Origin of the sequence: Mycolicibacterium novocastrense, assembly GCF_001570485.1 — a bacterium.
GTDB lineage: Bacteria > Actinomycetota > Actinomycetes > Mycobacteriales > Mycobacteriaceae > Mycobacterium > Mycobacterium novocastrense.
Genome location: NZ_BCTA01000026.1, coordinates 224,549 through 250,019 on the forward strand (window position 1 = coordinate 224,549; position 25,471 = coordinate 250,019).

The 25,471-nt window shown below is 67.0% G+C and carries 17 protein-coding genes and 1 pseudogene; 13 read left to right on the forward strand and 5 right to left on the reverse strand.

Features of this window, described 5'->3' with window-relative positions:
• Positions 1-130: 130 nt before the first annotated feature.
• A complete protein-coding gene (locus tag RMCN_RS09495; RefSeq protein WP_067388608.1) occupies positions 131-1,030 on the reverse strand; it encodes a hypothetical protein in 900 nt (299 codons plus the stop codon).
• A gap of 233 nt (positions 1,031-1,263) precedes the next feature.
• Here RMCN_RS09495 and glf point away from each other — a divergent pair, with 233 nt between their 5' ends.
• The 13 genes and pseudogenes from glf (at position 1,264) to RMCN_RS09560 (ending at position 21,411) form a co-directional block, all read left to right on the forward strand.
• The gene (gene glf, locus RMCN_RS09500) at positions 1,264-2,532 is read left to right on the forward strand and encodes a UDP-galactopyranose mutase (RefSeq protein WP_201028813.1); all 1,269 of its coding nucleotides are present in this window, start codon (positions 1,264-1,266) and stop codon (positions 2,530-2,532) included.
• Complete coding sequence (locus RMCN_RS09505; protein WP_067388610.1) at positions 2,529-4,466, forward strand: glycosyltransferase; 1,938 nt, start codon at positions 2,529-2,531, stop codon at positions 4,464-4,466. The genes glf and RMCN_RS09505 overlap by 4 nt, the downstream gene beginning before the upstream one ends.
• A complete protein-coding gene (locus RMCN_RS09510) occupies positions 4,459-5,031 on the forward strand; it encodes a phosphatase PAP2 family protein (protein WP_067388612.1) in 573 nt (190 codons plus the stop codon). The genes RMCN_RS09505 and RMCN_RS09510 overlap by 8 nt, the downstream gene beginning before the upstream one ends.
• Before the next feature lie 38 nt (positions 5,032-5,069).
• On the forward strand, positions 5,070-5,984 hold the full coding sequence (locus tag RMCN_RS09515; protein WP_064416105.1) for a decaprenyl-phosphate phosphoribosyltransferase: 915 nt from the start codon (positions 5,070-5,072) through the stop codon (positions 5,982-5,984).
• Positions 5,962-8,034, forward strand: coding sequence for a terminal beta-(1->2)-arabinofuranosyltransferase (gene zomB, locus RMCN_RS09520; protein WP_067388614.1), 2,073 nt, complete (start codon positions 5,962-5,964; stop codon positions 8,032-8,034). The genes RMCN_RS09515 and zomB overlap by 23 nt, the downstream gene beginning before the upstream one ends.
• Before the next feature lie 167 nt (positions 8,035-8,201).
• Positions 8,202-8,559, forward strand: a pseudogene (locus tag RMCN_RS31445) (alpha/beta hydrolase-fold protein); the annotation flags it as partial.
• Between the two features lie 120 nt (positions 8,560-8,679).
• Positions 8,680-9,729 (forward strand): esterase family protein, encoded by a 1,050-nt coding sequence (locus RMCN_RS09530; RefSeq protein WP_067388615.1) that lies wholly within the window; start codon positions 8,680-8,682, stop codon positions 9,727-9,729.
• 134 nt (positions 9,730-9,863) lie between these two features.
• Entirely contained in the window at positions 9,864-10,751 is an 888-nt protein-coding gene (locus tag RMCN_RS09535; protein WP_064416155.1) for an alpha/beta hydrolase-fold protein, read from the forward strand.
• Positions 10,752-10,808: 57 nt separating this feature from the next.
• Complete coding sequence (locus tag RMCN_RS09540; RefSeq protein WP_064416101.1) at positions 10,809-11,264, forward strand: DUF732 domain-containing protein; 456 nt, start codon at positions 10,809-10,811, stop codon at positions 11,262-11,264.
• An 18-nt stretch (positions 11,265-11,282) separates the two neighbouring features.
• Positions 11,283-12,287, forward strand: coding sequence for a carboxylesterase Culp6 (gene culp6 / locus RMCN_RS09545; protein WP_067388617.1), 1,005 nt, complete (start codon positions 11,283-11,285; stop codon positions 12,285-12,287).
• A gap of 168 nt (positions 12,288-12,455) precedes the next feature.
• Complete coding sequence (fadD32, locus tag RMCN_RS09550) at positions 12,456-14,345, forward strand: long-chain-fatty-acid--AMP ligase FadD32 (RefSeq protein WP_067388619.1); 1,890 nt, start codon at positions 12,456-12,458, stop codon at positions 14,343-14,345.
• 14 nt (positions 14,346-14,359) lie between these two features.
• Positions 14,360-19,840 (forward strand): polyketide synthase Pks13, encoded by a 5,481-nt coding sequence (pks13, locus tag RMCN_RS09555; RefSeq protein WP_067388621.1) that lies wholly within the window; start codon positions 14,360-14,362, stop codon positions 19,838-19,840.
• A complete protein-coding gene (locus RMCN_RS09560) occupies positions 19,837-21,411 on the forward strand; it encodes an acyl-CoA carboxylase subunit beta (protein WP_064416097.1) in 1,575 nt (524 codons plus the stop codon). The genes pks13 and RMCN_RS09560 overlap by 4 nt, the downstream gene beginning before the upstream one ends.
• Positions 21,412-21,495: 84 nt before the next feature.
• On the opposite strand, the gene RMCN_RS09565 is transcribed toward RMCN_RS09560, so the two are convergent.
• The 4 genes from RMCN_RS09565 to RMCN_RS09580 form a co-directional block, all read right to left on the reverse strand.
• Positions 21,496-22,248: a dihydrofolate reductase family protein gene (locus tag RMCN_RS09565; protein ID WP_067388622.1), complete on the reverse strand. Its 753-nt coding sequence runs from the start codon at positions 22,246-22,248 to the stop codon at positions 21,496-21,498.
• Positions 22,245-23,711, reverse strand: coding sequence for a DHA2 family efflux MFS transporter permease subunit (locus RMCN_RS09570; RefSeq protein WP_234787625.1), 1,467 nt, complete (start codon positions 23,709-23,711; stop codon positions 22,245-22,247). The genes RMCN_RS09565 and RMCN_RS09570 overlap by 4 nt, the downstream gene beginning before the upstream one ends.
• Before the next feature lie 5 nt (positions 23,712-23,716).
• Entirely contained in the window at positions 23,717-24,340 is a 624-nt protein-coding gene (folE, locus tag RMCN_RS09575) for a GTP cyclohydrolase I FolE (RefSeq protein ID WP_082681007.1), read from the reverse strand.
• 119 nt (positions 24,341-24,459) lie between these two features.
• A complete protein-coding gene (locus RMCN_RS09580) occupies positions 24,460-25,368 on the reverse strand; it encodes an MBL fold metallo-hydrolase (RefSeq protein ID WP_067388626.1) in 909 nt (302 codons plus the stop codon).
• Positions 25,369-25,471 lie beyond the last annotated feature (103 nt).

Here is a 25,471-nt window from a genome sequence, read left to right on the forward strand (position 1 = left end):
CTGATGTTACGTATGTGCCAGGTGATGCTGGTGGTGCGACACGGTTCGGAGCAGAACTAATCGACTGCCAAACCTGCACCGGCACCGCAGAGCCGAAGCGGCTTCTGCGGTGCCGTCTGGTGACAGGTATTTAAGCGCCGGGTGCGGGTGCCGGCACGGGGGCCGGAACCGGGGGCACCGCAGGTGCGCCGGGCGGCTTGGCCGCCGACATGATCGCCGGCATCACCATGCCCTTGAGCAGGTCGATCGCCTGCCCCGCGCCGAGCTGATCGGCCATGCTGGACAGCTCGCCGATGATTCCGCCGCTGCCGGAGGTGCCGGTGGCCGCGGGCATCGTCGCCAGCGAGGGATCGCCGAGGATCGGATAGGTGCCTGCGGCCGGATCCAGCCCGATCGGCGCCGCGATCGGCACCTCGCTGGGAGCCGGCAACCCGGTGGCCGACGAGATCGGCGTGGCGCCGAGCGCCGGATCGGTCAGCGCCGGCGGCGTCGACAGTCCGGGCGTGGTCAGTCCCGGCGTGGTCAGGCCGGCGTCACCGGTCGGGCTGGTCAGTGCCGGGCTGGTCAGCGCGGGGTTGGTCAACGCCGGATCGGTCAGTGAAGGTGCGGTCGCGGTGACACCGGGAACCGTCGCGCTCGGGGCCGTCAGGCTCGGAGCCGTCAGGCCGGGCGTGCTGAGCCCGGGCGCGGTCAGGCTGGGCGACGTCAACTCGGGCGTGGTCAGCGCCGGTGTGGTCAGCCCCGGAGACGTCAGCGTGGTGGGCGAACTCGATCCCGTCCCGGTCAGCATTCCGGTCGGCATCGGCGGAAGGTTGATGCCGAACTGCGAGAGGCCCTGGGACAGGGCGGACATCAGCTCGTTCGGAAGATCGGTGATCGTTGCCGCCTGGACGAATTCGCGGTGCTGGGGGGCCGGCTTGGTGGCCTCCGACAGCTCGGTCACGGCGACTACTGCAGCGGGACTCGCGACTGCCAAGGCCAGGACTGCGCTCGTGGCTGTCGACAGCCTGCGTCGACGTCGGTTCGGCACGGAAGTCTCCTCAATACATGGGCTACGACTATTAGTGGTCGCTTTGTGGTTCGGCTAGGCGATTCAGGTGAACAGCCCAGGTCGTGCGCTGTCGGTAGTCGGAACCGACGTGATCGACGGTACTGGTGTGACTTCTGAGGCGAAAGTGACGATATGTAATCGTGAGCCGATCGCAATATTCGGCTCCTGTCGGATTCGGGCGCGACGGTCGCGGTCGGATACCCTTGCTGCCGATGACCACGCCTGTTTCCCCGGTCGTCCCCGGCGCTTCGCGCGGGGGCCCAGCGCTCCAGCCCTCCGGAGCCCGTTTCGACCTCTTTGTCGTCGGCTCCGGATTCTTCGGCCTGACGATTGCCGAGCGCGTGGCAACCCAGCTGGACAAGCGGGTTCTCGTCATCGAGCGCCGCCCGCACATCGGCGGTAACGCCTACTCCGAGGCCGAGCCGCAGACCGGTATCGAGGTGCACAAGTACGGGGCGCACCTGTTCCACACCTCCAACACGCGGGTCTGGGACTACGTGCGTCAGTTCACCGAGTTCACCGGATACCAGCACCGGGTGTACGCCATGCACGGCGGGCAGGCCTACCAGTTCCCGATGGGGCTGGGGCTGGTGTCGCAGTTCTTCGGCAAGTACTTCACTCCCGATGAGGCGCGACAACTGATCAGGGAGCAGGCCGCCGAGATCAAGACCGAGGACGCGCAGAACCTCGAGGAGAAGGCCATCTCGCTGATCGGGCGTCCGCTCTACGAGGCGTTCGTCAAGGGTTATACGGCCAAACAGTGGCAGACCGATCCCAAAGATCTGCCTGCGGCCAACATCACCCGGCTTCCGGTGCGTTACACGTTCGACAACCGCTACTTCAACGACACCTACGAGGGGTTGCCGGTCGACGGCTACACCAAGTGGTTGGAGAACATGGCCGCCGACGACCGCATCGAGGTCCGGTTGGACACCGACTGGTTCGACGTCCGCGACGAACTGCGCGCCCAGAACCCCGATGCGCCGGTCGTTTACACCGGCCCCCTCGACCGGTACTTCGACTATGTCGACGGCCGGCTGGGGTGGCGCACCTTGGACTTCGAGATGGAGGTGCTCGACACCGGGGACTTCCAGGGCACGCCGGTGATGAACTACAACGACCTCGATGTGCCCTACACCCGGATCCACGAGTTTCGCCACTTCCACCCCGAGCGCACGTACCCGACCGACAAGACGGTCATCATGCGCGAGTTCTCCCGGTTCGCCGACAACGACGACGAGCCCTACTATCCGATCAACACTGAAGCCGACCGCGCGTTGCTGGCCGCTTACCGGGCCCGGGCCAAGGCCGAAACCGCTTCTGCGAAGGTGTTGTTCGGGGGCAGGCTGGGGACCTACCAGTACTTGGACATGCACATGGCGATCGCCAGCGCGCTGAGCATGTACGACAACACACTCGCACCGCACCTGCGCGACGGTGCGCCACTGACCGAACCGGGCCCAGAAAGCAGTAGCGCATGAGCGAGATCCCCTCCGGCGCATTGGAATCCGCAGAATCCAAGGCGGTCAGCCTGCTGGCCCGCGTGATTCTGCCGCGTCCAGGCGAACCCCATGACGTCCGCAAGCTCTACATCGAGGAAGCGGAAACCAACGCCAAGCGCGCACACGCGCCCTCGCGCACCGAACTCGAGATCGGCACCGAGTCGCAAGTGTCGTTCGCGACCTATTTCAACGCGTTTCCGGCGAGCTACTGGCGGCGTTGGTCGATCCTGCAATCGGTGGTGCTGCGGGTCGAGCTGACCGGCAGTGCGCGCGTCGACGTCTACCGGTCCAAGGCCACCGGCGCGCGGATCACCGTCGGCGGTGCCCCGATCGTCAGCGAGCGCGACGGCGAACCCGCCCATGTCGAGTTCGAGGTCGAGCTGGGACCGTTCGAGGACGGGGGTTGGATCTGGTTCGACATCGCCACCGACGCCGCCTCGACATTGCACCACGCCGGCTGGTACGCGCCGGTGCCCGCACCGGGCCGGGCCAACATTGCCGTCGGCATTCCGACCTTCAACCGCCCCGCGGACTGTGTCAACGCACTGGCGGCGCTGACGTCGGATCCGTTGGTGGACGAGGTGATCAGTGCCGTGATTGTCTCCGATCAGGGAAACAACAAGGCCAAGGACCATCCGAATTTCGGCGAGGTGGCGGCCGCCCTGGGGAACCGGTTGACCATCCACAATCAGCCCAACCTCGGCGGCTCCGGCGGCTACAGCCGGGTGATGTATGAGGCGCTGAAGAACACCGACTGCGAACAGATCCTGTTCATGGACGACGACATCCGCGTCGAGCCCGACTCGATCCTGCGGGCGTTGGCGATGAACCGATTCGCAAAGACACCGACGCTGGTCGGCGGCCAGATGCTCAACCTGCAGGAGCCCTCGCACCTGCACGTCATGGGCGAGATGGTCGACTCCGAGAACTTCATGTGGACCAACGCGGTCAACACCGAGTACGACCACAACTTCGCCAGACACGCTCTGGCGGACGAGGATTCAGAACGCAGCAAGTTGCTGCACCGGCGCATCGACGTGGACTACAACGGCTGGTGGATGTGCATGATCCCGCGCCAGGTCGCCGAGGAACTCGGCCAGCCGCTGCCGCTGTTCATCAAGTGGGACGACGCCGACTACGGCCTGCGCGCCGGTGAGCACGGCTATCCGACGGTCACGCTTCCCGGCGCGGCGATCTGGCACATGGCGTGGAGCGACAAAGACGACGCGATCGACTGGCAGGCGTACTTCCACTTGCGCAACCGGCTGGTCGTCGCTGCGCTGCACTGGGACGGCAACGTCAGCGGGCTGATCGCAAGCCACCTCAAGGCGACACTCAAACACCTACTGTGCCTTGAGTATTCGACCGTCGCGATTCAGAACAAGGCGATGGACGATTTCCTGGCCGGGCCCGAGCACCTGTTCTCGATCCTGGAGTCGGCGCTGCCCGAGGTGCGCAAGATGCGCCAGGAGTATCCGGATGCGGTGGTACTGCCGAGCGCGGCTGAGCTTCCGACCCCCTCGGACAAGCGCTGGCGCAAAAAGGTGCGGATCCCCACCAATGCGCTGGCCATCTCGACGCGGTTGTCACGCGGCGTCATTCACCAGCTGCGGCCGCATGACCCCGAACACCATCGGCGGCCCCAGATCAACGTCGCCACCCAGGATGCCCGGTGGTTCTCGCTGTGCCGGGTGGACGGCGTCACCGTGACGACCGCCGACGGCCGCGGTGTCGTGTACCGCCAGCGCGACCGCGAGAAGATGTTCGAACTGCTGCGGGAATCGCTCAAGCGCCAGGCGCGGCTCGCGCGCAAGTTCAACCGGATGCGCAAGGTGTATCGCGAGGCGCTGCCGACTCTGACTAGCAAGCAGAAGTGGGAGACGGTCCTTCTGGAGTCGTCTGCACATGGATGAGAGCTCGCTCCTGCGCCCTGCGGGCGAGGACCCGGCTCTTCGCCCGCGAGACCAGCGCGGCGAGGAGGCCGCTCTGGTCGCGGTGCAGTCCGCGCTCGGTGACCGCCCCGCGGTCCTGTCGGTCGCGCGCGCACTGTCCCATTTCGGCGAGCACAGCCTGGGGTGGTTGGCAATCTCCCTGTTGGGAGCGCTCTTTCAGGCCGACCGTCGGCGTGGGTGGCTGACCGCGGGCGCCGGTGCGTTCGCCGCACACGCCGCCGCGGTGCTGATCAAGCGGGTGGTCCGCCGCGAACGACCGCACCACCCCGCGATCTCGGTCAACGTGGGCACGCCGAGCCGATTGAGCTTCCCGTCCGCGCACGCGACGTCGACCACGGCGGCGTCGGTGCTGATGGCCAGGGTCACCGGGCTGCCGCTGCCGGCGCTGCTGGTGCCACCGATGGCGTTGTCGCGGTTGGTGCTCGGCGTGCATTACCCCAGCGACGTGCTCACCGGCATCGCGGTCGGGGCCGTCGTCGCCAAGGCCGTCGGCACGGCGGCCGACCGCGCCGAAGGGAACGCATGAGCATCTCCAGTGACAGCAGCGCAGAGAGCGTACGGCCTATGAGCGAACAACCGGCACCGCAGAAGGGGCCGCCGCGCAACGTCGCGACGGGTCTTATCAAGGCGATCCGCCCACGGCAGTGGGTGAAGAACCTGCTCGTTCTGGCCGCGCCGATCGCCTCCCTCGGCGGCGACGTCCAATACGACTACGGCGGCGTCGCGGTCAACATTCTCATCGCGTTCGTGTCGTTCTCGTTGGCGGCCTCTTCGATCTATCTCGTCAACGACGCGCGCGACGTGGAGGCCGACCGTCAGCATCCCACGAAGCGGTTCCGGCCGATCGCGGCCGGCGTGGTGCCGGAATGGTTGGCCTACACCGCATCTGTTGTGTTGGCGGCTGCGGCGCTCGGTATCTCCGTTCTCGCGTCGCTGAACCTGACGGTGGTCATCGCGGTCTACATCGCGATGCAGTTGGCGTACTGCTTCGGGCTCAAGCACCAGGCGGTGCTCGACATCTGCATCGTGTCGTCGGCATACCTGATCCGCGCCATCGCCGGCGGCGCCGCGGCGGGCATCCCGCTGTCGCAGTGGTTCCTGCTCGTGATGACGTTCGGTTCGCTGTTCATGGTGGCCGGCAAGCGGTACGCCGAACTGCAACTCGCCGAACGCACAGGCGCCAAGATCCGAAAGTCTCTGGAGAGTTATACGGCGTCGTATCTGCGCTTCGTGTGGACGTTGTCGGCCACCGCGATGGTGCTCTGTTACGGCCTGTGGGCCTTCGAACGCGACGGGTCCACCGCGTCGTGGTATGCGGTCACGATCATTCCGATCACCATCGCCATCCTTCGGTACGCGGTCGACGTCGACGGCGGATTGGCCGGGGAGCCCGAGGAGATCGCGCTCAAAGACCGGGTTCTGCAGCTGCTGCTGCTGGCGTGGATCGGGACCATCGGTGCCGCCGTCTTCCTCAGCTGAGACCCTCCGCCCGCCGGCGCCGGGCGGATGGGTCGGTGAGATCGAACGCAGCCTCGCCCGCTGGCCCGCGTTCCGGTACGACAACACGGTCCGGATCAGCCTGTGGCTCAGCGTGCTGGTGGTCGTGGTGCTGTTCGGTTGGGGGGCGTGGCAGCGGCGCTGGATCGCCGACGACGGCCTGATCGTGCTGCGCACCGTCCGAAACCTGTTGGCAGGCAACGGCCCGGTGTTCAACGCCGGTGAGCGCGTCGAGGCCAACACCTCGACCGTGTGGACCTACCTGGTCTACCTCGGCGCGCTGGTCGGCGGCTCCGTGCGGTTGGAGTACGTCGTGCTCGTTTTGGCGCTGGTGCTCAGCCTGGCGGGCGTGGCCCTGGTGATGTTGGGCACCGGACGGTTGTACGCGCCGAGCCTGCAAGGCAGGCGTGCGTTGATGCTGCCTGCCGGCGTACTGGTCTACATCGCGCTTCCGCCCGCGCGCGACTTCGCCACCTCCGGTCTCGAAAACGGTTTGGTGCTGGCGTATCTGGGTCTGCTGTGGTGGATGATGGTGTGCTGGTCCCAGCAGCCGCGCGGCCACCGCACCACCGCGCCTCTCCCGCGCGCAGGCGCACCGACGATCCGCCGACAACCCCTGGCAACCCAGACGTCACGCCCGGACAGTCGAACCTTCGACGTCGCACTGGCTTTCGTTGCCGGCCTGAGCGTGCTGATCCGGCCCGAGCTGGCGTTGATCGGCGGGTCCGCCCTCGTGATGATGCTGATCGCGGCACGCGATTGGCGTCGCCGCGCGGTGATCGTCGTCGCCGGCGGCCTGCTTCCGGTGGCCTACCAGATTTTCCGGATGGGCTACTACGGCCTGGTGGTTCCCAACACCGCGGTGGCCAAGGACGCGAGTGGCGCGAAGTGGTCGCAGGGCTTCGTCTACTTGGCGAACTTCAACCAGCCCTACCTGTTGTGGGCGCCGGCGATCCTGCTCGCCGGGCTCGCTGGGGTCGTGTGGGTCATCCGCGGCCGTCCCCGTCCGAACCGCGGTGCGTTGGCCGCTGGCTCCGGGCGCATGGCGCGGATGGTGCAGAGCCCCGCCGCGGTGGTGATCTTCTTCCTCGTCAGCGGTCTGCTGCAGGCGATCTACTGGATCCGTCAGGGTGGGGACTTCATGCACGGCAGGGTGCTTCTCACACCGCTGTTCGTCATGCTGGCGCCGATCGCGGTGATCCCTGTGGTACTTCCCGACGAGACCCGGATGGCGCGCGGCGCGGGCTATCTGTTCGTCGGCGCCACCGCCGTGTTGTGGCTGGCGGTCGCGGGATGGGCGCTGTGGGCGGCCAATTCGCCGGGAATGGGCCGCGACGCCACCCGCGTCACGTACTCCGGAATCGTCGACGAGCGGCGGTTCTACTCCCAGGCCACCGGCCATGCCCACCCGCTGACCGCCGCGGACTACCTCGACTATCCGCGGATGCGCGCCGTGCTCCAGGCGTTGGAGAACACCCCCGACGGTGCGCTGTTGCTGCCGTCGGGCAACTACGACCAGTGGGACGTGGTGCCCGCGCTGCCGCCGCCACCGGATGCGCCGGACGATTACCGAGGCCCGCACACGGTCTTCTTCACCAATCTCGGCATGCTGGGCATGAACGTCGGGCTCGACGTCCGGGTCATCGACCAGATCGGGCTGGCCAATCCGTTGGCCGCACACACCGAGCGCCTCGAGGACGGCCGAATCGGCCACGACAAGAACTTGTTCCCCGACTGGGCGATCGCGGAGGGGCCGTTTCTCAAAGAGCCGCCGTTCATTCCGGGTTACATCGACGAGGACTGGGTCAGGCAGGCCGAGGTGGCGCTGGAATGCCCGGAGACCGACGCGATGCTGAACTCTGTGCGCGGCCCGATGACGCCGCGGCGGTTCCTGTCCAACCTCGTGCACGCCTACCAGTTCACGCAGTACCGGATCGACCGCGTCCCTCTCTACGAGCTCGCACGCTGCGGGTTGCCGGTGCCGGAACCGGTATCCGAGCCGTACACGGGGATGCCCGCCACGGGTCCGTAACGCCGCGACCCCTCTGCGCCGATAGACAGACGCGAACTGCTCCTTCGCGGGGCCCGAGATACGAACGGATGGACCGACCTGTGCGAACCTGGCTTCGCCGCGCGCTGGCGGTCGGTGCGGTGCCGCACGCCGGCGCGTTCTCCTGTGCGGGACTTCCCAACGAGTACCTGGCGGCCCACCACCCGCATCAGTTCGCTTATGCGGAGTCACTTTCGGGGTTCCTGAACGCGTCGGCGCCGTCGATGCCGCAGGTGATCCGGGACAGGTTGGCGGCCAACAACACTCGGCTGTGGATTCACTGTGCGCCAGGCGGATCCGCGCCACCGGACGCGGGTGCCGACAGCCTGGAATCGATGGCGGTCAAGACCAACAAAGACTTCCAGACGGCCTACCTGACGGGCCGGAGGAAACCACGCCACGTTCGAATTCCCTTCCGGGGGAAAACACGCGTGGCCGTACTGGGGTGCGCAACTGCAAGCCCTGAAACCCGACCTGGTCACCACACTCCGAGGCGGAGCGGCGTGACCAGGGTCGACATCTCTCGAATGGGAAGATCACGCCGACGTGTGGTTGACTGCACGGGTTACGCGGCTTGCCTGAGGGGCGGTTCCGCGTGCGGCATACAACAGATGGGATAGATGAAGCATGAAGTTCGTTGGCAAGATCCGGGGTGCCTGGGTCCGCCGGCTGGCCGGAGCGGCGATGGTCGCCGCCGTGCTGCCCGGCTTGATCAGCGCCATCGGAGGCTCGGCGACTGCGGGGGCTTTCTCTCGTCCGGGTCTGCCGGTCGAGTACCTCATGGTTCCGTCCGCCGGGATGGGCCGTGACATCAAAGTTCAGTTCCAGAATGGCGGTCCGAACGCACCGGGCGTGTATCTGCTCGACGGTCTTCGTGCACGCGATGACTTCAACGGCTGGGACATCGAGACCGCGGCCTTCGAGTGGTACCTGGACTCCGGGCTCGCGGTGATCATGCCGGTGGGTGGCCAGTCCAGCTTCTACAGCGACTGGTACAAGCCGGCCTGCGGTAAGGCCGGATGCCAGACGTACAAGTGGGAGACGTTCCTGACCCAGGAACTGCCCGCGTACCTGGCGGCCAACAAGGGCGTGAACCCGAACCGCAATGCGGCGGTCGGGCTGTCGATGGCCGGTTCGGCCGCGATGACGCTGGCGATCTACTACCCGCAGCAGTTCCAGTACGCCGCTTCGCTGTCGGGCTTCCTGAACCTCTCGGAGGGTTGGTGGCCGATGCTGGTCGGTCTGTCGATGGGCGACGCGGGCGGCTATGAGTCCGAGGACATGTGGGGCCCGTCGAGCGATCCGGCGTGGAAGCGCAACGATCCGATGGTCAATATCGGTCAGCTGGTCGCCAACGGCACCCGGATCTGGGTCTATGCCGGTAACGGCAAGCCGGCCGAGATCAACGGTCGCGTCGCCGGTGACAACTTCAACGCGAAGTTCCTGGAGAGCTTCACGCTGCGCACGAACGAGACGTTCCAGGAGCAGTACCTCGCCGCGGGCGGCAAGAACGGTGTGTTCAACTTCCCGCAGGGCGGTACGCACGACTGGCCGTACTGGGGCCAGCAGCTCCAGCAGATGAAGCCGGACATCCAGCGCGTGCTCGGCGCCACGCCGCAGCCGTCGACCCCGATCGCGACCGAGGCTTCGGTCACGACGACGGACGCCGGTAACTGACGGCAATAGGTTCATAGTTGGCGGCGGCGATCCTGCGGGGTCGCCGCCGTCGGCTTTTTCGGACCACGCCCGCGCCGGTGTGTGATTGACTACCTCGCGCGGGGACAGCAGACCAATGTGAGGTGGGCGAGCCGATGCAGGGGATCTTCCGGGCGATCTTGACCGTGGCGCTGGCCGCCGGCTTGTGGACCGCGGGTACGGCGCTCGCGCCGAAGGCCGAGGCGCAAGTCGAGATGCTGATGGTGCCGTCGGCGGCGATGGGACGCGACATCCCCGTCGCCTTCCAAGGCGGAGGCCCGCACGCGGTCGTGCTGCTCGACGCGTTCAATGCCGCGCCCGACGTCAGCAACTGGGTCACCGCGGGCAACGCGATGAACACCCTCGCGGGTAAGGGCATCTCGGTGGCCGCACCCGCGGGCGGCGCGTGGAGTATGTACACCAACTGGGAGCTCGACGGCAGCAAGCAGTGGGAGACGTTCCTGGCCGACGAGCTGCCGAACTGGTTGGCCGCCAACAAGGGCCTGGCGCCGTCGGGGCACGGCATCGTCGGTGCGGCGCAGGGCGGCTACGGCGCGATGGCGATGGCGACCTTCCATCCGGACCGCTACCGCTTCGCCGGCTCCCTGTCCGGCTTCCTGACCCCCGAACGCACCGGCGTCGACGGCGCCATCACCGCCGGGCTGGCGCAGTTCGGCGGAGTCGAGACCCGCAACATGTGGGGACTGCCACAGCTGGGACGGTGGAAGTGGCATTCGCCCAACGTCCATGTGCAGTTGCTGGCCGACAACAACACCCGGCTGTGGGTGTGGAGCGCGCCGGCCGGCGGGTGCACCGATCCCCCCGCGATGATCGGCTACTGCGACATCGCACAGGGCACCAATCGCGAGTTCTACCAGCACTACCGCTCGGTCGGCGGCAAGAACGGACACTTCGACTTCCCGACCAGCGGGACCCACGACTGGGGTTCGTGGAGCGGTCAGCTCGCGGCCATGAGCGGCGAATTGGCGGCGACGATCGCTTAGCCGGCGACCCGCTGTTCAGAACCGGGCCCGCACGTCGGCAGCCGGTACCTTGGAGGAGTGCAACGCTCGGTACGGACGACTGCGGCAGGGTCGCTGCTGATAGCTTCGGCGACGGCGTTGTTGACCGGTTGTTCGGGTCCCGACGTCATGGCTGCCATGGGTTTGCCGACGTCGGAGGCGGCGCCCGCACCCGGCCAGCCGAGCGAGCCGACGGCCCCACCGTCGGCCACCGGGCACTCCAACACGCTCGTGCTGACCGATCGGCAAAAGGGCTATCTCGACGCGCTCACGTCGGCCGGGGTGACGCCGTCCAGCGATCTGCTTGCGCTGCGCATCGGGTCGTACGTGTGCCAGGCCCGCGCCGCCAGGCACGACGACCAGAAGGTCTGGGATTCGATCTATCCGCTTGTGCGCGGCGATGCGATGGATCACATCTCCGGTAGGAAGCCGACCGTCAACGTGCACGCGGCGACCGCCGATTACATTCGCATCGCAACCGAACGACTCTGCTAGCAGGAGCCCAACCGATACATGGCCACTACCAACCGGCGGAAACGCCACCGTATCCTCGCGCTCGTCGCGGCCGGCGCGATGGCGCTCGTGGTGGTGTTGCTCATCATCATCGTCGTGGTGATCCTGAGGAAGCCCGAGGGCCCGACCGGGGTCCCGCCCACGGCCGTGCCGCCGACCGGGATCAGCCCGACCAAGAAGCCGCGGCCGGAGTTCCAGGATGCGAGCTGCCCCGATGTGCAGATGATCTCGGTTCCGGGCACGTGGGAGTCCTCACCGCAACTCGACCCGTTCAACCCGACTCAGTTCCCGATCGCGCTGCTGCTGGGGGTCACCAACCCGATCCGCGGGCAGTTCGCGACCGACCGGCTCGAGGTGTTCACCGTCCCGTACACGGCGCAGTTTCACAATCCGTTCTCGCAGGACGGCCAGATGACCTACAACGACAGCCGCGCCGAGGGCTTCAACGCGACGGTCAAGGCCATGACGGAGATGAACGAGCGCTGCCCGCTGACCAGTTATGTGATCGTCGGGTTCTCCCAGGGCGCCGTCATCGCCGGTGACATCGCCAGCGATATCGGCAACGGGCGCGGCCCCGTCGACGAGGACCTGGTGCTGGGTGTGACGTTGATCGCCGACGGCCGCCGGCAGACCGGCGTCGGGGTGGACGTGGGACCCAGTCCGCCGGGTCAGGGCGCCGAGATCACGCTGCGCGATGTGCCCATGCTCGACGGTATGGGCCTGGCCATGACGGGCCCGCGGCCCGGCGGGTTCGGCATGCTCAACGATCGCGTCAAGGAGATCTGCGCGCCCGGCGACCTGATCTGCTCGGCGCCGCCGGAGGCGTTCAACATCATGAACCTGCCCAAGACCATCGACATCCTGCTCGGCGGTGCGGGGCAACCGATTCACGCGATGTACGCCACCACGCAGTTCTGGAATCTCGACGGGCTGTCGGCCACCCAGTGGACCCAGCGCTGGGCGCAGGAATTGATCGATAACGCCCCGCAGCCGAAACATGGCTGACCTGTGACCAGACCTGATTTGGACGGCGACAGCACGTCCCCTAACATTAAGAAAAAACTAAGAGCATTTAGTGGATAGCCGACCGGTACGATTTTGCGGGGGTTGGGGGCGGCTCGGGGATCATGCGATTCGGCATCCAGAAGTGTGTGCCGTTGACAGGAGAGTGCGATGGGGTTCCATAACCCGTTCATCAAGGACGGACTGATCAAGTTTCCCGACAACGGGAGCCTGGTCAAACACGTCGAACGATGGGCGAAGGTGCGTGGAGACAAGCTCGCCTACCGGTTCATCGACTTCTCCACCGAGCGTGACGGCGTCGCGTGCGACCTGCGCTGGGCCGACTTCGGCGCCCGCAACCGGGCCGTCGGCGCCCGCCTGCAACAGGTCACCCAGCCCGGCGACCGCGTCGCGATTCTGTGCCCGCAGAACCTCGACTATCTCGTCGCGTTCTTCGGCACGCTGTACTCGGGCCGTATCGCGGTGCCGCTGTTCGACCCGAACGAACCCGGCCACGTTGGCCGCCTGCACGCCGTGCTCGACGATTGCCATCCCTCGGCGATCCTGACCACCACTGCGGCCGCCGAGGGGGTTCGCAAGTTCTTCCGCACCCGCCCGGCCAACCAGCGGCCGCGCGTGATCGCCGTCGATGCGGTGCCCAACGAGGTCGGCGCCACCTGGGAGCCCGTCGATGTCGACGAGCACACCATCGCCTACCTGCAGTACACCTCGGGTTCCACGCGGATCCCGACCGGCGTGCAGATCACCCACCTGAACCTGGCCACCAACGTGGTGCAGGTGATCGAGGCGCTCGACGGCCAGGAAGGCGACCGCGGTGTGTCCTGGCTGCCGTTCTTCCACGACATGGGCCTGATCACCGTGCTGCTGTCACCGATGCTCGGCCACTACATCACGTTCATGACCCCGGCCGCGTTCGTGCGCCGCCCCGGTCGCTGGATCCGTGAAATGGCCCGCAAGGAAGGCGACACCGGCGGCACCATCTCGGTGGCCCCGAACTTCGCGTTCGACCATGCCGCGGCCCGCGGCGTGCCCAAGGACGGCGAACCGCCGCTGGACCTGTCCAACGTCAAGTGCATCCTCAACGGCAGCGAGCCGATCTCGGCGGCAACCGTGCGGCGGTTCAACGAGGCCTTCGGCCCGTTCGGCTTCCAGCCCAAGGCGATCAAGCCCTCCTACGGCCTGGCCGAGGCCACGCTGTTCGTGTCGACGACGCCGATGGACGCCGAACCGACGATCACCCCGGTGGACCGTGACGAGCTCAACGTCGGCCGCTTCGTTCCGGTGTCCGAGGATTCGCCCAAGGCCGTTCCGCAGGCCGGCGCCGGCAAGATCGGCATCGCCGAGTGGGCGGTCATCGTCGACAACGACACCGCCACCGAGCTGCCCGACGGGCAGATCGGCGAGGTTTGGATCAGCGGCCAGAACATGGGCACCGGGTACTGGGGCAAGCCCGAGGAGACGATCGCGACGTTCCAGAACATCCTCAAGTCGCGGACCAACCCGTCACACGCCGAAGGGAACACCGACGACGCGACCTGGGTGCGCACCGGCGACCTCGGCGCCTATTACGACGGCGAGCTCTACATCACCGGCCGCGTCAAGGATCTGGTGATCATCGACGGACGCAACCACTACCCGCAGGACCTGGAGTACTCCGCGCAGGAGGCCACCAAGGCGCTGCGCACCGGCTTCGTCGCGGCGTTCTCGGTGCCCGCCAACCAGTTGCCCGACGAGGTGTTCGAGAACGCCCACTCCGGACTCAAGCGGGATCCCGACGACACCTCCGAACAGCTGGTCATCGTCGGTGAGCGCGCTCCGGGCGCCCACAAGCTCGACATGGGTCCCATCGCCGACGACATCCGCGCGGCGATCGCCGTGCGCCACGGCGTCACCGTGCGCGACGTGCTGCTGACCCCCGCCGGCGCGATCCCGCGCACCTCGAGCGGCAAGATCGGCCGTCGCGCGTGCCGCTCGGCGTACCTGGACGGCAGTCTGCGCAGCGGGAAGATCGCCAACGCGTTCCCCGACGAGACAGACTGAGACTTTCCCCGAATATGGCTGATACACAAGACGATTCGCAGCAACCCGAGATGCCTTCCGGCGACGAGATCCAGCTGGCGCCCGAAAAGCCGCTGGCCGCCCCCAGGACCGATATGACGGTCAACGAGATGCGGGAATGGCTGCGCAACTGGATCGGCAACGCCACCGGGCAATCACCCGACTCGATCAGCGAGAGCGCGCCGATGGTCGAACTCGGGTTGTCCTCGCGCGACGCCGTCGCGATGGCCAGCGACATCGAGGACCTGACCGGCGTCACGTTGACCGCCACCGTGGCGTTCCGCCACCCCACCATCGAATCGCTGGCCACGGTGATCGTCGAGGGCGAGCCGGAACCCGAGGACGCCGGCGATGACGACGAGGACTGGACGCGCACGCGCGACGTCGAGGACATCGCGATCGTGGGCCTGGCCACCCGCTTCCCCGGGGACATGAACACCCCCGACGAGACGTGGCAGGCGCTCATGGAGGGGCGCGACGCGATCACCGATCTGCCGGAGGGCCGCTGGGAGGAGTTCCTCGGTGAGCCCCGCATCGCCGAGCGCGTGGCCAAGGCCCGCACCCGCGGCGGCTACCTCACCGACATCAAGGGGTTTGACGCCGAGTTCTTCGCGCTGTCGAAGATGGAGGCCGACAACATCGATCCGCAGCAGCGGATGGCGCTCGAATTGACCTGGGAGGCACTGGAGAACGCCCGTATCCCCGCGTCGAGCCTGCGCGGCGGCAACGTCGCTGTCTACATCGGCAGCTCGCTGAACGATTACAGCTTCCTGGCGATGTCGGACCCGTCGATCGCGCACCCGTACGCGATCACCGGCACGGCGAGTTCGATCATCGCCAACCGGGTTTCGTACTTCTACGACTTCCGCGGCCCGTCGGTGGCCGTCGACACCGCCTGCTCGAGTTCGCTGGTCGCCGCGCACCAGGGTGTGCAGGCGCTGCGCTCGGGTGAGGCCGACGTCGCCGTCGTGGGTGGGGTCAACGCGTTGATCACCCCGCTGGTGACGGTCGGTTTCGACGAGGTCGGCGGGGTGCTCGCGCCGGACGGCCGCATCAAGTCGTTCTCGCAGGACGCCGACGGTTACGCCCGTTCCGAGGGCGGCGGAATGCTTGTGCTCAAGCGGGTTTCGGATGCCCGCCGCGACGGTGACGAGATCTTGGCCGTGATCGCGGGCAGCGCGGTCAACCATGACGGCCGGTCCAACGGTCTGCTCGCGCCGAACCCGGACGCGCAGGCCGAGGTGCTGCGCAAGGCGTACAAGGACGCCGGCATCAACCCGCGCCTCGTCGACTACATCGAGGCGCACGGCACCGGCACCATCCTCGGTGACCCGATCGAGGCCGACGCACTCGGCCGCGTCGTCGGCAGGGGCCGCGCGGCCGACAAGCCCGCGCTGCTGGGCGCGATCAAATCCAATGTGGGACACCTGGAGTCGGCGGCCGGCGCGGCGAGCCTGGCGAAGATGACGCTGGCCCTGCGCAACGACAAAATCCCGCCGTCGATCAACTACACCGGTCCCAACCCCTACATCGACTTCGACGGTGTGCACCTCAAGGTCGCCGACACCGTCACCGACTGGCCGCGCTACAGCGGCTACGCGATCACCGGCGTCTCGGGGTTCGGTTTCGGCGGCGCCAACGCCCACCTCGTCCTGCGCGAGGTGCTGCCATCGGACCTCGTCGAACCCGAACCGGAGCCCGAACCCGAAACTGCACAAGATGATTCGTCGGATGCGAACGCCGTCTACATCGGCGGGGTGCGGATGGACGAGTACGGCGAATTCGTCGACGAGGACGATGACGACGCTCTGGACCGGCCCGCCCACGCGCAGGTCGACGAGCCCGAGCTGCCTGGGCTGACCGACAAGGCGCTACAGCTGCTCGAGGCCGCGCGCGAGGAGATGGAGGCCGGTGAACAGCCGGCACCGGTTGTGCCGCTGGCGGTTTCGGGCTTTCTGACCTCGCGGAAGAAGGCCACGGCCGCCGAACTGGCCGACTGGATCGACAGCCCCGAGGGACGCGCGTCGTCGCTGGAGTCGATCGGCCGCGCGCTGTCGCGGCGCAACCACGGGCGCTCGCGCGCTGTGGTGCTGGCCCACGATCACGACGAGGCCATCAAGGGATTGCGCGCGGTGGCCGAGGGCAAGCAGCACCCGAGCGTGTTCAGCGCCGACGGCCCGGTGACGAACGGACCCGTCTGGGTGCTCGCGGGTTTCGGTGCGCAGCACCGCAAGATGGGCAAGAACCTGTATCTGCGCAACGAGGTGTTCGCCGAGTGGATCAATAAGGTTGACGCGCTCATCCAGGATGAGCGGGGCTATTCGATCCTCGAGCTGATCCTCGATGATGCCGTCGACTACACCAACGAGACCTGCGAGTACCCCATCGAGGTCGTCCAGACGGTGATCTTCGCCCTGCAGATCGCGCTCGGCGAGTTGCTCAAGCACCACGGCGCCAAACCCGCTGCGGTGGTGGGCCAGTCGCTCGGCGAGGCCGCCGCCGCGTACATCGCGGGCGGCCTGTCTCTTCAGGACGCCACTCGGGCCATCTGTTCGCGTGCTCACCTCATGGGTGAGGGCGAGGCCATGCTGTTCGGCGAATGGATCCGGTTGATGGCGCTCGTCGAGTACTCGGCCGACGAGATCGACACGGTTTTCGCCGATTTCAAGGATCTCGAGGTGTGTGTGTACGCCGCGCCGACGCAGACCGTCATCGGCGGTCCGCCCGATCAGGTCGACGCGATCATCGAGCGCTGCGAGCAAGAGGGCAAATTCGCCCGCAAGATGCAGACCAAGGGCGCCAGCCACACCTCGCAGATGGACCCGCTGCTCGGCGAGCTGGCCGCCGAACTCGTCGGCATCGAACCGCATCCCACCAAGATCGGTTACTTCTCGACGGTGCACGAGGGCCGCTACATCCGGCCCGGTGAGACCATCCACGACGTCGACTACTGGAAGAAGGGGCTGCGCCACAGCGTCTACTTCACCCACGGCATCGGCAACGCCGTCGACAACGGCCACACCACCTTCCTGGAGTTGGCGCCGAATCCCGTGGCGCTCATGCAGGTCGGCTTGACGACGGCGGCGAAAGGACTGCACGACGCCCAACTGATCGCGACGCTGGCGCGCAAGCAGGACGAGGTCGACTCGATGACCGCGGCGATGGCCCAGCTGTTCGTGCACGGTCACGATCTGGACTTCCGCACGCTGTTCCCCCGCCGCTCCAAGGGGTTGGCCGGAGCGCTGGATTTCGCGAACATCCCGCCGACCCGTTTCAAGCGCAAACCGCACTGGCTCGATGCGCGGTTCACCGGCGACAGCTCGGTGATGATGCCCGGCAACCACGTCGCCACCCCGGACGGCAGGCACGTCTGGGAGTACGCACCCAAGGGCGAGCCCGATCTGGCCGGCTTGGTGAAAGCCGCGGCAGCGCAGGTCATTCCCGACGCCAAGCTGGTCGCCTCCGAACAGCGCGCGGTGCCCGGTGAGGGCGCACGGCTGGTGACGACGCTGACCCGCCATCCCGGTGGCGCCAGCGTACAGGTGCACGCACGCATCGACGAGTCCTTCACCCTGGTGTACGACGCCGTGGTGAGCCGCACCGGCACCGCGGCAGCGTTGCCCGTCGCGGTGGCAACCGGAGCGGCCGTCGCCGAACAGGTTTCGGCCGCACCGGCAGACGAGCCCGAGGAAGACGCTCCGGAGATCCTGCAGGACAACCTGACCGCAGGCGCGGGCCTGGCGGCCGGCTTCGCGAAGTGGTCGCCGGACTCCGGTGAGTCGATCCGCGACCGCCTCGGCGCGATCGTCGGTGGGGCGATGGGTTACGAGCCCGAGGACCTGCCGTGGGAGGTGCCGCTGATCGAGCTCGGCCTGGACTCGTTGATGGCCGTGCGGATCAAGAACCGCGTCGAGTACGACTTCGACCTGCCGCCGATCCAGCTGACCGCGGTGCGCGACGCCAACCTGTACGCGGTCGAGAAGCTGATCCAATACGCGATCGAGCACCGCGACGAGGTCGACCAGCTCGCCGAGCACCAGAAGACCAAGACCGCTGAGGAGATCGCGGCCGAACAGGCCGAGCTGATGGGCGGTGCGACCACCGTCGCCGAACTCGAGCAGGTGCTGGCCGAGAAGACCGGCATCGCCTCCGAGGTGACCAGTGCGGGCACCGCAACGGAATCCGACATACCGCCCCCACCCACCGACCCGTCCGGTCCGGCGGCCGACATACCGCCGCCGCCGACCGACCCGTCAGGCCCGGCGATTCCGCCGCCGCCGACCGATCCGAGCGGCCCGTCCCAGTCCACCGTCGCGGCCGCCAGCAAGCTCCTCACCCAGGAGGCGGTCACCGAGGCGCTGGGCTCCGACGTGCCGCCGCGCGACGCCGCGGAACGCGTCACGTTCGCGACCTGGGCGATCGTCACCGGCAAGTCGCCGGGCGGCATCTTCAACGACCTGCCCGATGTCGATGACGCGACCGCGACGAAGATCGCCGAACGGCTGACCGAGCGCGTCGACGAGGGCACCATCACCGTCGAGGACGTCCGCTCCGCTAAAACCATCGAGGAGCTGTCCACCACCGTCCGCGACTACCTCGAGGGCGGCAAGGTCGACGGCTTCGTACGGACGCTGCGGGCCGGCGACGACGCGGACCGGATCCCGGTCTTCGTCTTCCACGCCGCCGGCGGTTCGACGGTGGTCTACGAGCCGCTGCTCAAGCGGTTGCCCCCCGGCACGCCGATGTACGGCATCGAGCGCGTGGAGGGGTCCATCGAGGAGCGCGCCGCGGAGTACGTGCCGAAACTGTTGGAGCTCAACGGCTGGACCGACGGCAAGCGGGGCAAGCCGTTCTTGCTCGCCGGTTGGTCGCTGGGTGGGGTGCTCGCCTACGCGTGCGCGATCGGGCTCAAGCAGGCCGGTGCCGACGTGCGGTTCGTCGGTCTGATCGACGCGGTCCGTCCGAGTGAGGAGATTCCCCAGACGAAGGAGGAGACCCGCGCCCGTTGGGACCGCTACGCCCGCTTTGCCGAGCGCACGTTCAACGTCGAGATCCCCGAGATCCCCTACGAGGAACTCGAGGCGCTCGACGACGAGGGCCAGATCAAGTACGTCCTCGACGTGGTGAGCCAGAGCGGCGTGCAGATTCCTGGCGGCATCATCGAGCACCAGCGCACGTCGTACCTGGATCAGCGGGCCATCGACACCGCCGAGATCAAGCCGTACGACGGCAAGGTCACGCTGTACATGGCCGACCGCTACCACGATGACGCGATCTACTTCGAACCGCGCTACGCCACCCGCCAACCCGACGGCGGCTGGAGTGAGTTCGTCTCGGAGCTCGAGGTTGTGCCGGTCGGGGGTGAGCACATCCAGGTGATCGACGAGCCGTACATTGCGAAGGTCGGCGCGCACATGAGCGAGGCGATCAGCCAGATCGAGGCAGACAACACCGATCAGGAGAAGCAGGGCAAGTGACGACGGAATCTCTCCCGCCCACCCGCACCAAGACCACCGCGGAACTGCTCGCCGAACTCCGCGAGAAGCTGGAGCAGGCGAAGGAGCCCGGTGGGGAGAAGGCGGTCGCCAAGCGGGAGAGGAAGGGCATCCCGAGCGCCCGCGCGCGAATCCACGCCCTGGTCGATCCCGGCAGCTTCCTGGAGATCGGCGCGCTGGCCAAGACGCCCGGCGATCCGAACGCGTTGTTCGGCGACGGGGTGGTGACCGGGCACGCCAGGATCAACGGCAGGCCGGTCGGCGTGTTCAGCCACGACCAGACGGTGTTCCAGGGCTCGGTCGGTGAGATCTTCGGCCGCAAGGTGGCCAAGCTGATGGAGTGGGTGGCCATGGTCGGCTGCCCGATCATCGGTATCAACGATTCGGCGGGCGCGCGGATCCAGGACGCCGTGACGTCGCTGGCGTGGTACGCCGAGCTGGGGCGCCGCCACGAACTGCTTCGCGGGCTGGTTCCCGAGATCTCGATCATCCTCGGCAAATGCGCGGGGGGAGCGGTGTATTCGCCGATCCAGACCGATCTGGTGGTGGCCGTCCGCGACCAGGGCTACATGTTCGTCACCGGACCGGACGTGATCAAGGACGTCACCGGCGAGGACGTCTCGCTCGACGAGCTCGGCGGAGCCGATGCCCAGGCCCGGTACGGCAACATCCACCAGGTGGTGGAGAGCGAGGCCGCGGCCTTCCAGTACGTGCGCGATTACCTGGAGTTCCTGCCCCCCAACACATTCGACGATCCGCCCATCGTCAACCCCGGGCTGGAGCCCGAGCTCACACCGCACGACTACGAGCTCGACTCGATCGTGCCGGACAGCGACAACATGGCCTACGACATGCACGAGATCCTGCTGCGGATCTTCGACGACGGGGACGTGTTCGATGTGGCCGAGCAGCAGGGCCCGGCGATCATCACCGCGTTCGCGCGGGTCGACGGCCGCCCGGTCGGAGTGGTCGCCAACCAGCCGATGCACTTGTCCGGGTCGATCGACAACGAGGCTTCCGACAAGGCGGCGCGGTTCATCCGGTTCTGCGACTCCTACAACCTGCCTTTGGTTTTCGTCGTCGATACGCCGGGCTTCATGCCGGGTGTCCAGCAGGAGAAGGGCGGCATCATCAAGCGCGGTGGCCGCTTCCTGAACGCCGTCGTCGAGGCCGACGTGCCGAAGGTGACCATCACCATCCGCAAGTCCTACGGTGGGGCATACGCGGTGATGGGATCCAAGCAGCTGTCGGCGGACCTGAACTTCGCCTGGCCGACCGCGCGCATCGCGGTGATCGGTGCCGAGGGCGCGGCCCAGCTGCTGGTGAAGCGGTTCCCGGATCCGACGGCGCCGGAGGTGCAGAAGATCCGCGCTGACTTCATCGAGGGTTACAACCTCAACATGGCCACACCGTGGATCGCCGCCGAGCGAGGCTTCATCGACGCGGTGATCCAGCCGCACGAGACCCGGCTGCTACTGCGTAAATCGCTGAACCTGTTGCGCGACAAGCAGATCACCCGTGTGCAACGCAAGCACGGCCTGACCCCCATTTAAATTTGTGCGAGCGTGCGTGTTTGCACACGACACGCCGCAAAATTTCGACGCTTAGCGCACGTTCGTCGCCGCGCGAGCGTGCAGTCAGCGCCGAACCCATCGGACGATGACGGTGCCGTCGTCACCGAGCAGTACATCGCTGCGCCGCATACGGAGCTCGACATGCGCGGGTGTGGCGGCGATCCGGCGCGCAGGACCCGCCACCACCATCGGGCTGGTGGTGAGGCACAACTCGTCGATCTCGTCGTCTGCGACCAGGTGGGAGAACAGCGTCGGCCCGCCCTCCACCAGCACCCGGTGCAGACCCAGATCGCCAAGGGCGCGACGTATTGCGCCAGAGTCGATTCGGCCCTCCGCTATCTCGCACACGACCGCCCCCGACGCTTCCAGCGCTCGCCGCGCTGAACTCGGGGCACTCGCAGAGACCAACACGATGGGCGGAACCGTCGCCGTAAGCAGATGAGGCGGGATCACGCCTCGACTGGAGACGACGACCAACCGCAATACCGACGCCAGCCCGTGGGCGAGCCGCCACCCCAGCGAGTCCGCATCGACACGGAGATCGGCATAGGGTTTGGACGCTGCGGTGGTCGCACCCACCAGGATCACGTCGGCGACTTCACGCAACCGGGCGAAGACGCGTCGGTCTGTCGGCGTACCCAGCTTGCGGCCGGCGCCGTCGAGCGTCACGGCGCCGTCGATGCTCGCGATGAAATTCGCCCGAAGCCTCGGAGCGGTCGGGGTTTCGGGATAGGCGAGCAGGTCGCGCAGCGCGTCATCGGTGAGCGTGTCCACCTCGTGCAGAGTCGACGGTGGCCTCGCGGCGACAGCGGTCATGGCGCAGTGCTCACATTTCTCTCGGAGTGGCTCACGGCTTGGACGGCTCGCGGGGTAAGGCCGGTGAAGAAGAACGCCGCGATCGCACCGATCCCCGCCGCCGCCGCGGGCAACAGCATCGAGTGCGACATCGCCTCGATGGCGGCGGTTGTGGACAACGTCGGCGCCGGTTCTGCAGCATCATGGGACTCGACGTCGGCCACGGCTGCCAACAATGCGGCGATGCTCGCGCTGCCGAGCGCGGCCCCGACTTGTCGAATTGTGTTGAAGGCGGCCGACCCCGCGCCGGCCAGATCGTCGGGCAGCGTCCTGGATGCGATGACAGCCAACGGTTCCCACGTGAGCGCACCCGCGGCACCGATGAGCATGAGCGGCAACGTCATTCGCCATACCGGTGCCGACTGGTTCATCTCCAGCGCGAGCCAGATCAACGCGACGGCCGTGAGCGTGAAGCCGGGGCACACGATGGACCGTGGTGCGACGCGATCGACGAGCCTTCCGACGATCGGCGCCCCGACACCGGTCGCGACTGCCATCGGGGCCGTCACCAGGCCCGCATGTGTTGCGGACATACCGCGCACGTCCTGCAGATAGAACATCAGCGGAACCGCGAACGCGACGATCGTGAAACTGATCAGCGCGATGCCGAGATTCGACAGGGCGAAGTCTCGGTGGCGGAACAGGTCCAGGGGTACCAACGGCTCTGAACGCTGAACTGCCTGCCACACAACGAAAACCGCCAGGAATCCGCATCCGCCGGCGATCGCGACCCATGTCGTCGGCCCCCACTCGTGATGACGGCCCTCCTGCAGGGCGAAGACGATCAGGCAGATACCGATCCCGGACAGCAGCACGCCGAGCGCGTCGAGTCGATGCGGTCGCGCGGGCAGGGCGGGAATCAGTCGAAGCGCCAGCACAAGTCCCGCGGCGCCGATCGGAATGTTGACAAGGAAGATCCAGCGCCAGCCCAGCGTATCCACCAGCAGTCCGCCGGCCACCGGACCGATCAGTAGGCCGACAGCCGCTGTCGCACCCCAGAGGCTCATGGGAATGCCGCGGTGCTGGGGCGGGAAGATGCGGGTGACCGCGGACAGCGTCTGCGGTGTCATCAGCGCCGCGCCAATGCCCTGGGCGACCCGCCCCGCGATCAGCATCCCGATCGACTCGGACACCCCGCACCACAGCGACGCCAGCGTGAACACCGCAAGGCCGGCGACGTACAGGCTCTTCGGGCCGAAGCGGTCGCCGAGACGGCCACCCACGGGCAGCAGGGCCGCGAACACCAGCAGGTAGGCACTGGTCACCCAGATGACGGCATGGTAATGCGCCGCGAAATCCGCTTTGATGACCGGATTGGCGACGGCGACGATCGTGGAGTCGACGATGATCAGCAAGAAGCCGATCATCATGGCCCACACCGCGCGCAGCGACGGCCTTTCGGTCGGCGCGTTCGGCGTGGACACCGCGATCACCTTCGTAAGAGGAGATGCAGCGCCTCTGCCCGGGACGCCGGATCGGTCTGGAACTGCCCGCGCACCGCGGACGTCGTCGTGACAGCGCCCGGCTTTCGCACACCGCGCATTGCCATACACAGGTGCTCAGCCTCGACGACGACAATTACGCCCCGAGGATGCAATTTGTTCATGACCGCCTCGGCTATTTGCCCGGTCAGTCGTTCCTGCACCTGTGGGCGCCTGGCATACAGGTCGACCAGACGCGCTATTTTCGACAGGCCGGTGACGCGGCCGTCCTCGCCGGGAAGGTAGCCGACATGGGCGACTCCGTGGAAAGAAACCAGGTGATGTTCGCATGTGGAGTACATCGGAATTTGCTTGATGAGCACGAGTTCGCCATGGTGCTCATCGAACATCGTCGTGAGAACGTCGTCGGGATCGGCATACAGACCTGCAAAAGTCTCCTGATATGCCCGCGCGACCCGTGCAGGAGTGTCGCGCAGCCCGTCGCGGTGAGGATCTTCACCAATGGCGACGAGCAGATCGAAAATGGCCGCTTCGACTGCCTCTTGATCGAATACACGGGCCCGCGGTAGTTGACCGTTTCCGGTCTGCGGCGCTTCGGGAGTCTGCAACATCAATGCCTCCTCGCCGCATACAGAAAGCGCCACAATGTAATTTGCTACCGAAGCATTTCGAGCAGCTTCAAATTACTACTAGCAGAGGCTTTACCTCGCCGTCAGTTGATTTGTGAAATTCAGATCGACGGAAACGGCAGCCAGTCGTCGAACATGAACGCGTCACCCCGGGCGACGACGGTGGCGCCGCCGTGCCCGGGATAGTGCGCGGGCACCACCGCGGCGCGCCGCCGCGACGCCTCGGTGAGGATGCGCTTGCGTGTTGTCGCGGCCCCCGTGAAGTCCTCGTCCCAGGCGCAGGGATCCTCCGGTCGCAGAACCTGGATCGGGCAGTGCGTCAGATCGCCGACGAACACCGCGGGCCGGCCGGCGTCGAGCCACACCACCGACGATCCCGGGGTGTGACCCGGCGCGGGGCGCAGCCACAGCGATTCGCTGAGCTGATGATCCCCTGACCACAGTTCCATCTGCTCCTGCACCGGGGAAACACTGTCCTCGAACACCGTTCGGACGTGTCGCTGAACGGATTCCTCGTCCTCTGTACGCGGCGTGGTCGAGTACGCGGGGCCGTCGGGCCCGAAATGACGGTAGTCGGCCTCGGGTACGAGATAGCGGGCGTTGGGAAACGTCGGCACCCAGGAACCGTTGCTCCGCAGAGTATTCCAGCCGACGTGGTCGAAATGCAGGTGCGTGTTGACGACCACATCCACGTCGGCGGGGTCGAATCCCGCGGCGGACAACGCGGAAAGGAACTCGGTCTGCAGGCCGGAGAGCACTGTCATCCGCGGCCGGCTCTTGCCGTTGCCCGCACCGGTGTCGATCAGCACCGTCAGGCCGTCGACCTGGATCACCCAGATCTGCAGGGCGATGCGCCATCCGGCGTCGGTCCAGTAGGTCGGCGAGAGGTCGTCGGCATGGTCGTCCCAGGCCTGCGCGGGAGTGTGCGGAAAGATCGCCCTCGGGAGGCTGTCGACCTGCCACTCCACCGCACGTGTGAGTGTCGCGCCGCCCCACCGGATCCGGTCCACGGCCTACAGGCTAGAGGACCGGTCTGCGGTGGGGCACGCTCGCGGCTCTGCGAATGTGCGCGATGCGTTGCAGATCTGTGGCGTGTCGTGTGCAGACTCGCAC

What these genes read in the sequence shown, in the direction of transcription:
- glf (WP_201028813.1), top strand. Translation starts at nt 1,264, where the DNA reads ATGACCACGCCTGTTTCCCCGGTCGTCCCCGGCGCTTCGCGCGGGGGC.
- RMCN_RS09505 (WP_067388610.1), top strand. Translation starts at nt 2,529, where the DNA reads ATGAGCGAGATCCCCTCCGGCGCATTGGAATCCGCAGAATCCAAGGCG.
- RMCN_RS09510 (WP_067388612.1), top strand. Translation starts at nt 4,459, where the DNA reads ATGGATGAGAGCTCGCTCCTGCGCCCTGCGGGCGAGGACCCGGCTCTT.
- RMCN_RS09515 (WP_064416105.1), top strand. Translation starts at nt 5,070, where the DNA reads ATGAGCGAACAACCGGCACCGCAGAAGGGGCCGCCGCGCAACGTCGCG.
- RMCN_RS09530 (WP_067388615.1), top strand. Translation starts at nt 8,680, where the DNA reads ATGAAGTTCGTTGGCAAGATCCGGGGTGCCTGGGTCCGCCGGCTGGCC.
- RMCN_RS09535 (WP_064416155.1), top strand. Translation starts at nt 9,864, where the DNA reads ATGCAGGGGATCTTCCGGGCGATCTTGACCGTGGCGCTGGCCGCCGGC.
- culp6 (WP_067388617.1), top strand. Translation starts at nt 11,283, where the DNA reads ATGGCCACTACCAACCGGCGGAAACGCCACCGTATCCTCGCGCTCGTC.
- fadD32 (WP_067388619.1), top strand. Translation starts at nt 12,456, where the DNA reads ATGGGGTTCCATAACCCGTTCATCAAGGACGGACTGATCAAGTTTCCC.
- pks13 (WP_067388621.1), top strand. Translation starts at nt 14,360, where the DNA reads ATGGCTGATACACAAGACGATTCGCAGCAACCCGAGATGCCTTCCGGC.
- RMCN_RS09565 (WP_067388622.1), bottom strand. Translation starts at nt 22,248, where the DNA reads ATGACCGCTGTCGCCGCGAGGCCACCGTCGACTCTGCACGAGGTGGAC.
- folE (WP_082681007.1), bottom strand. Translation starts at nt 24,340, where the DNA reads ATGTTGCAGACTCCCGAAGCGCCGCAGACCGGAAACGGTCAACTACCG.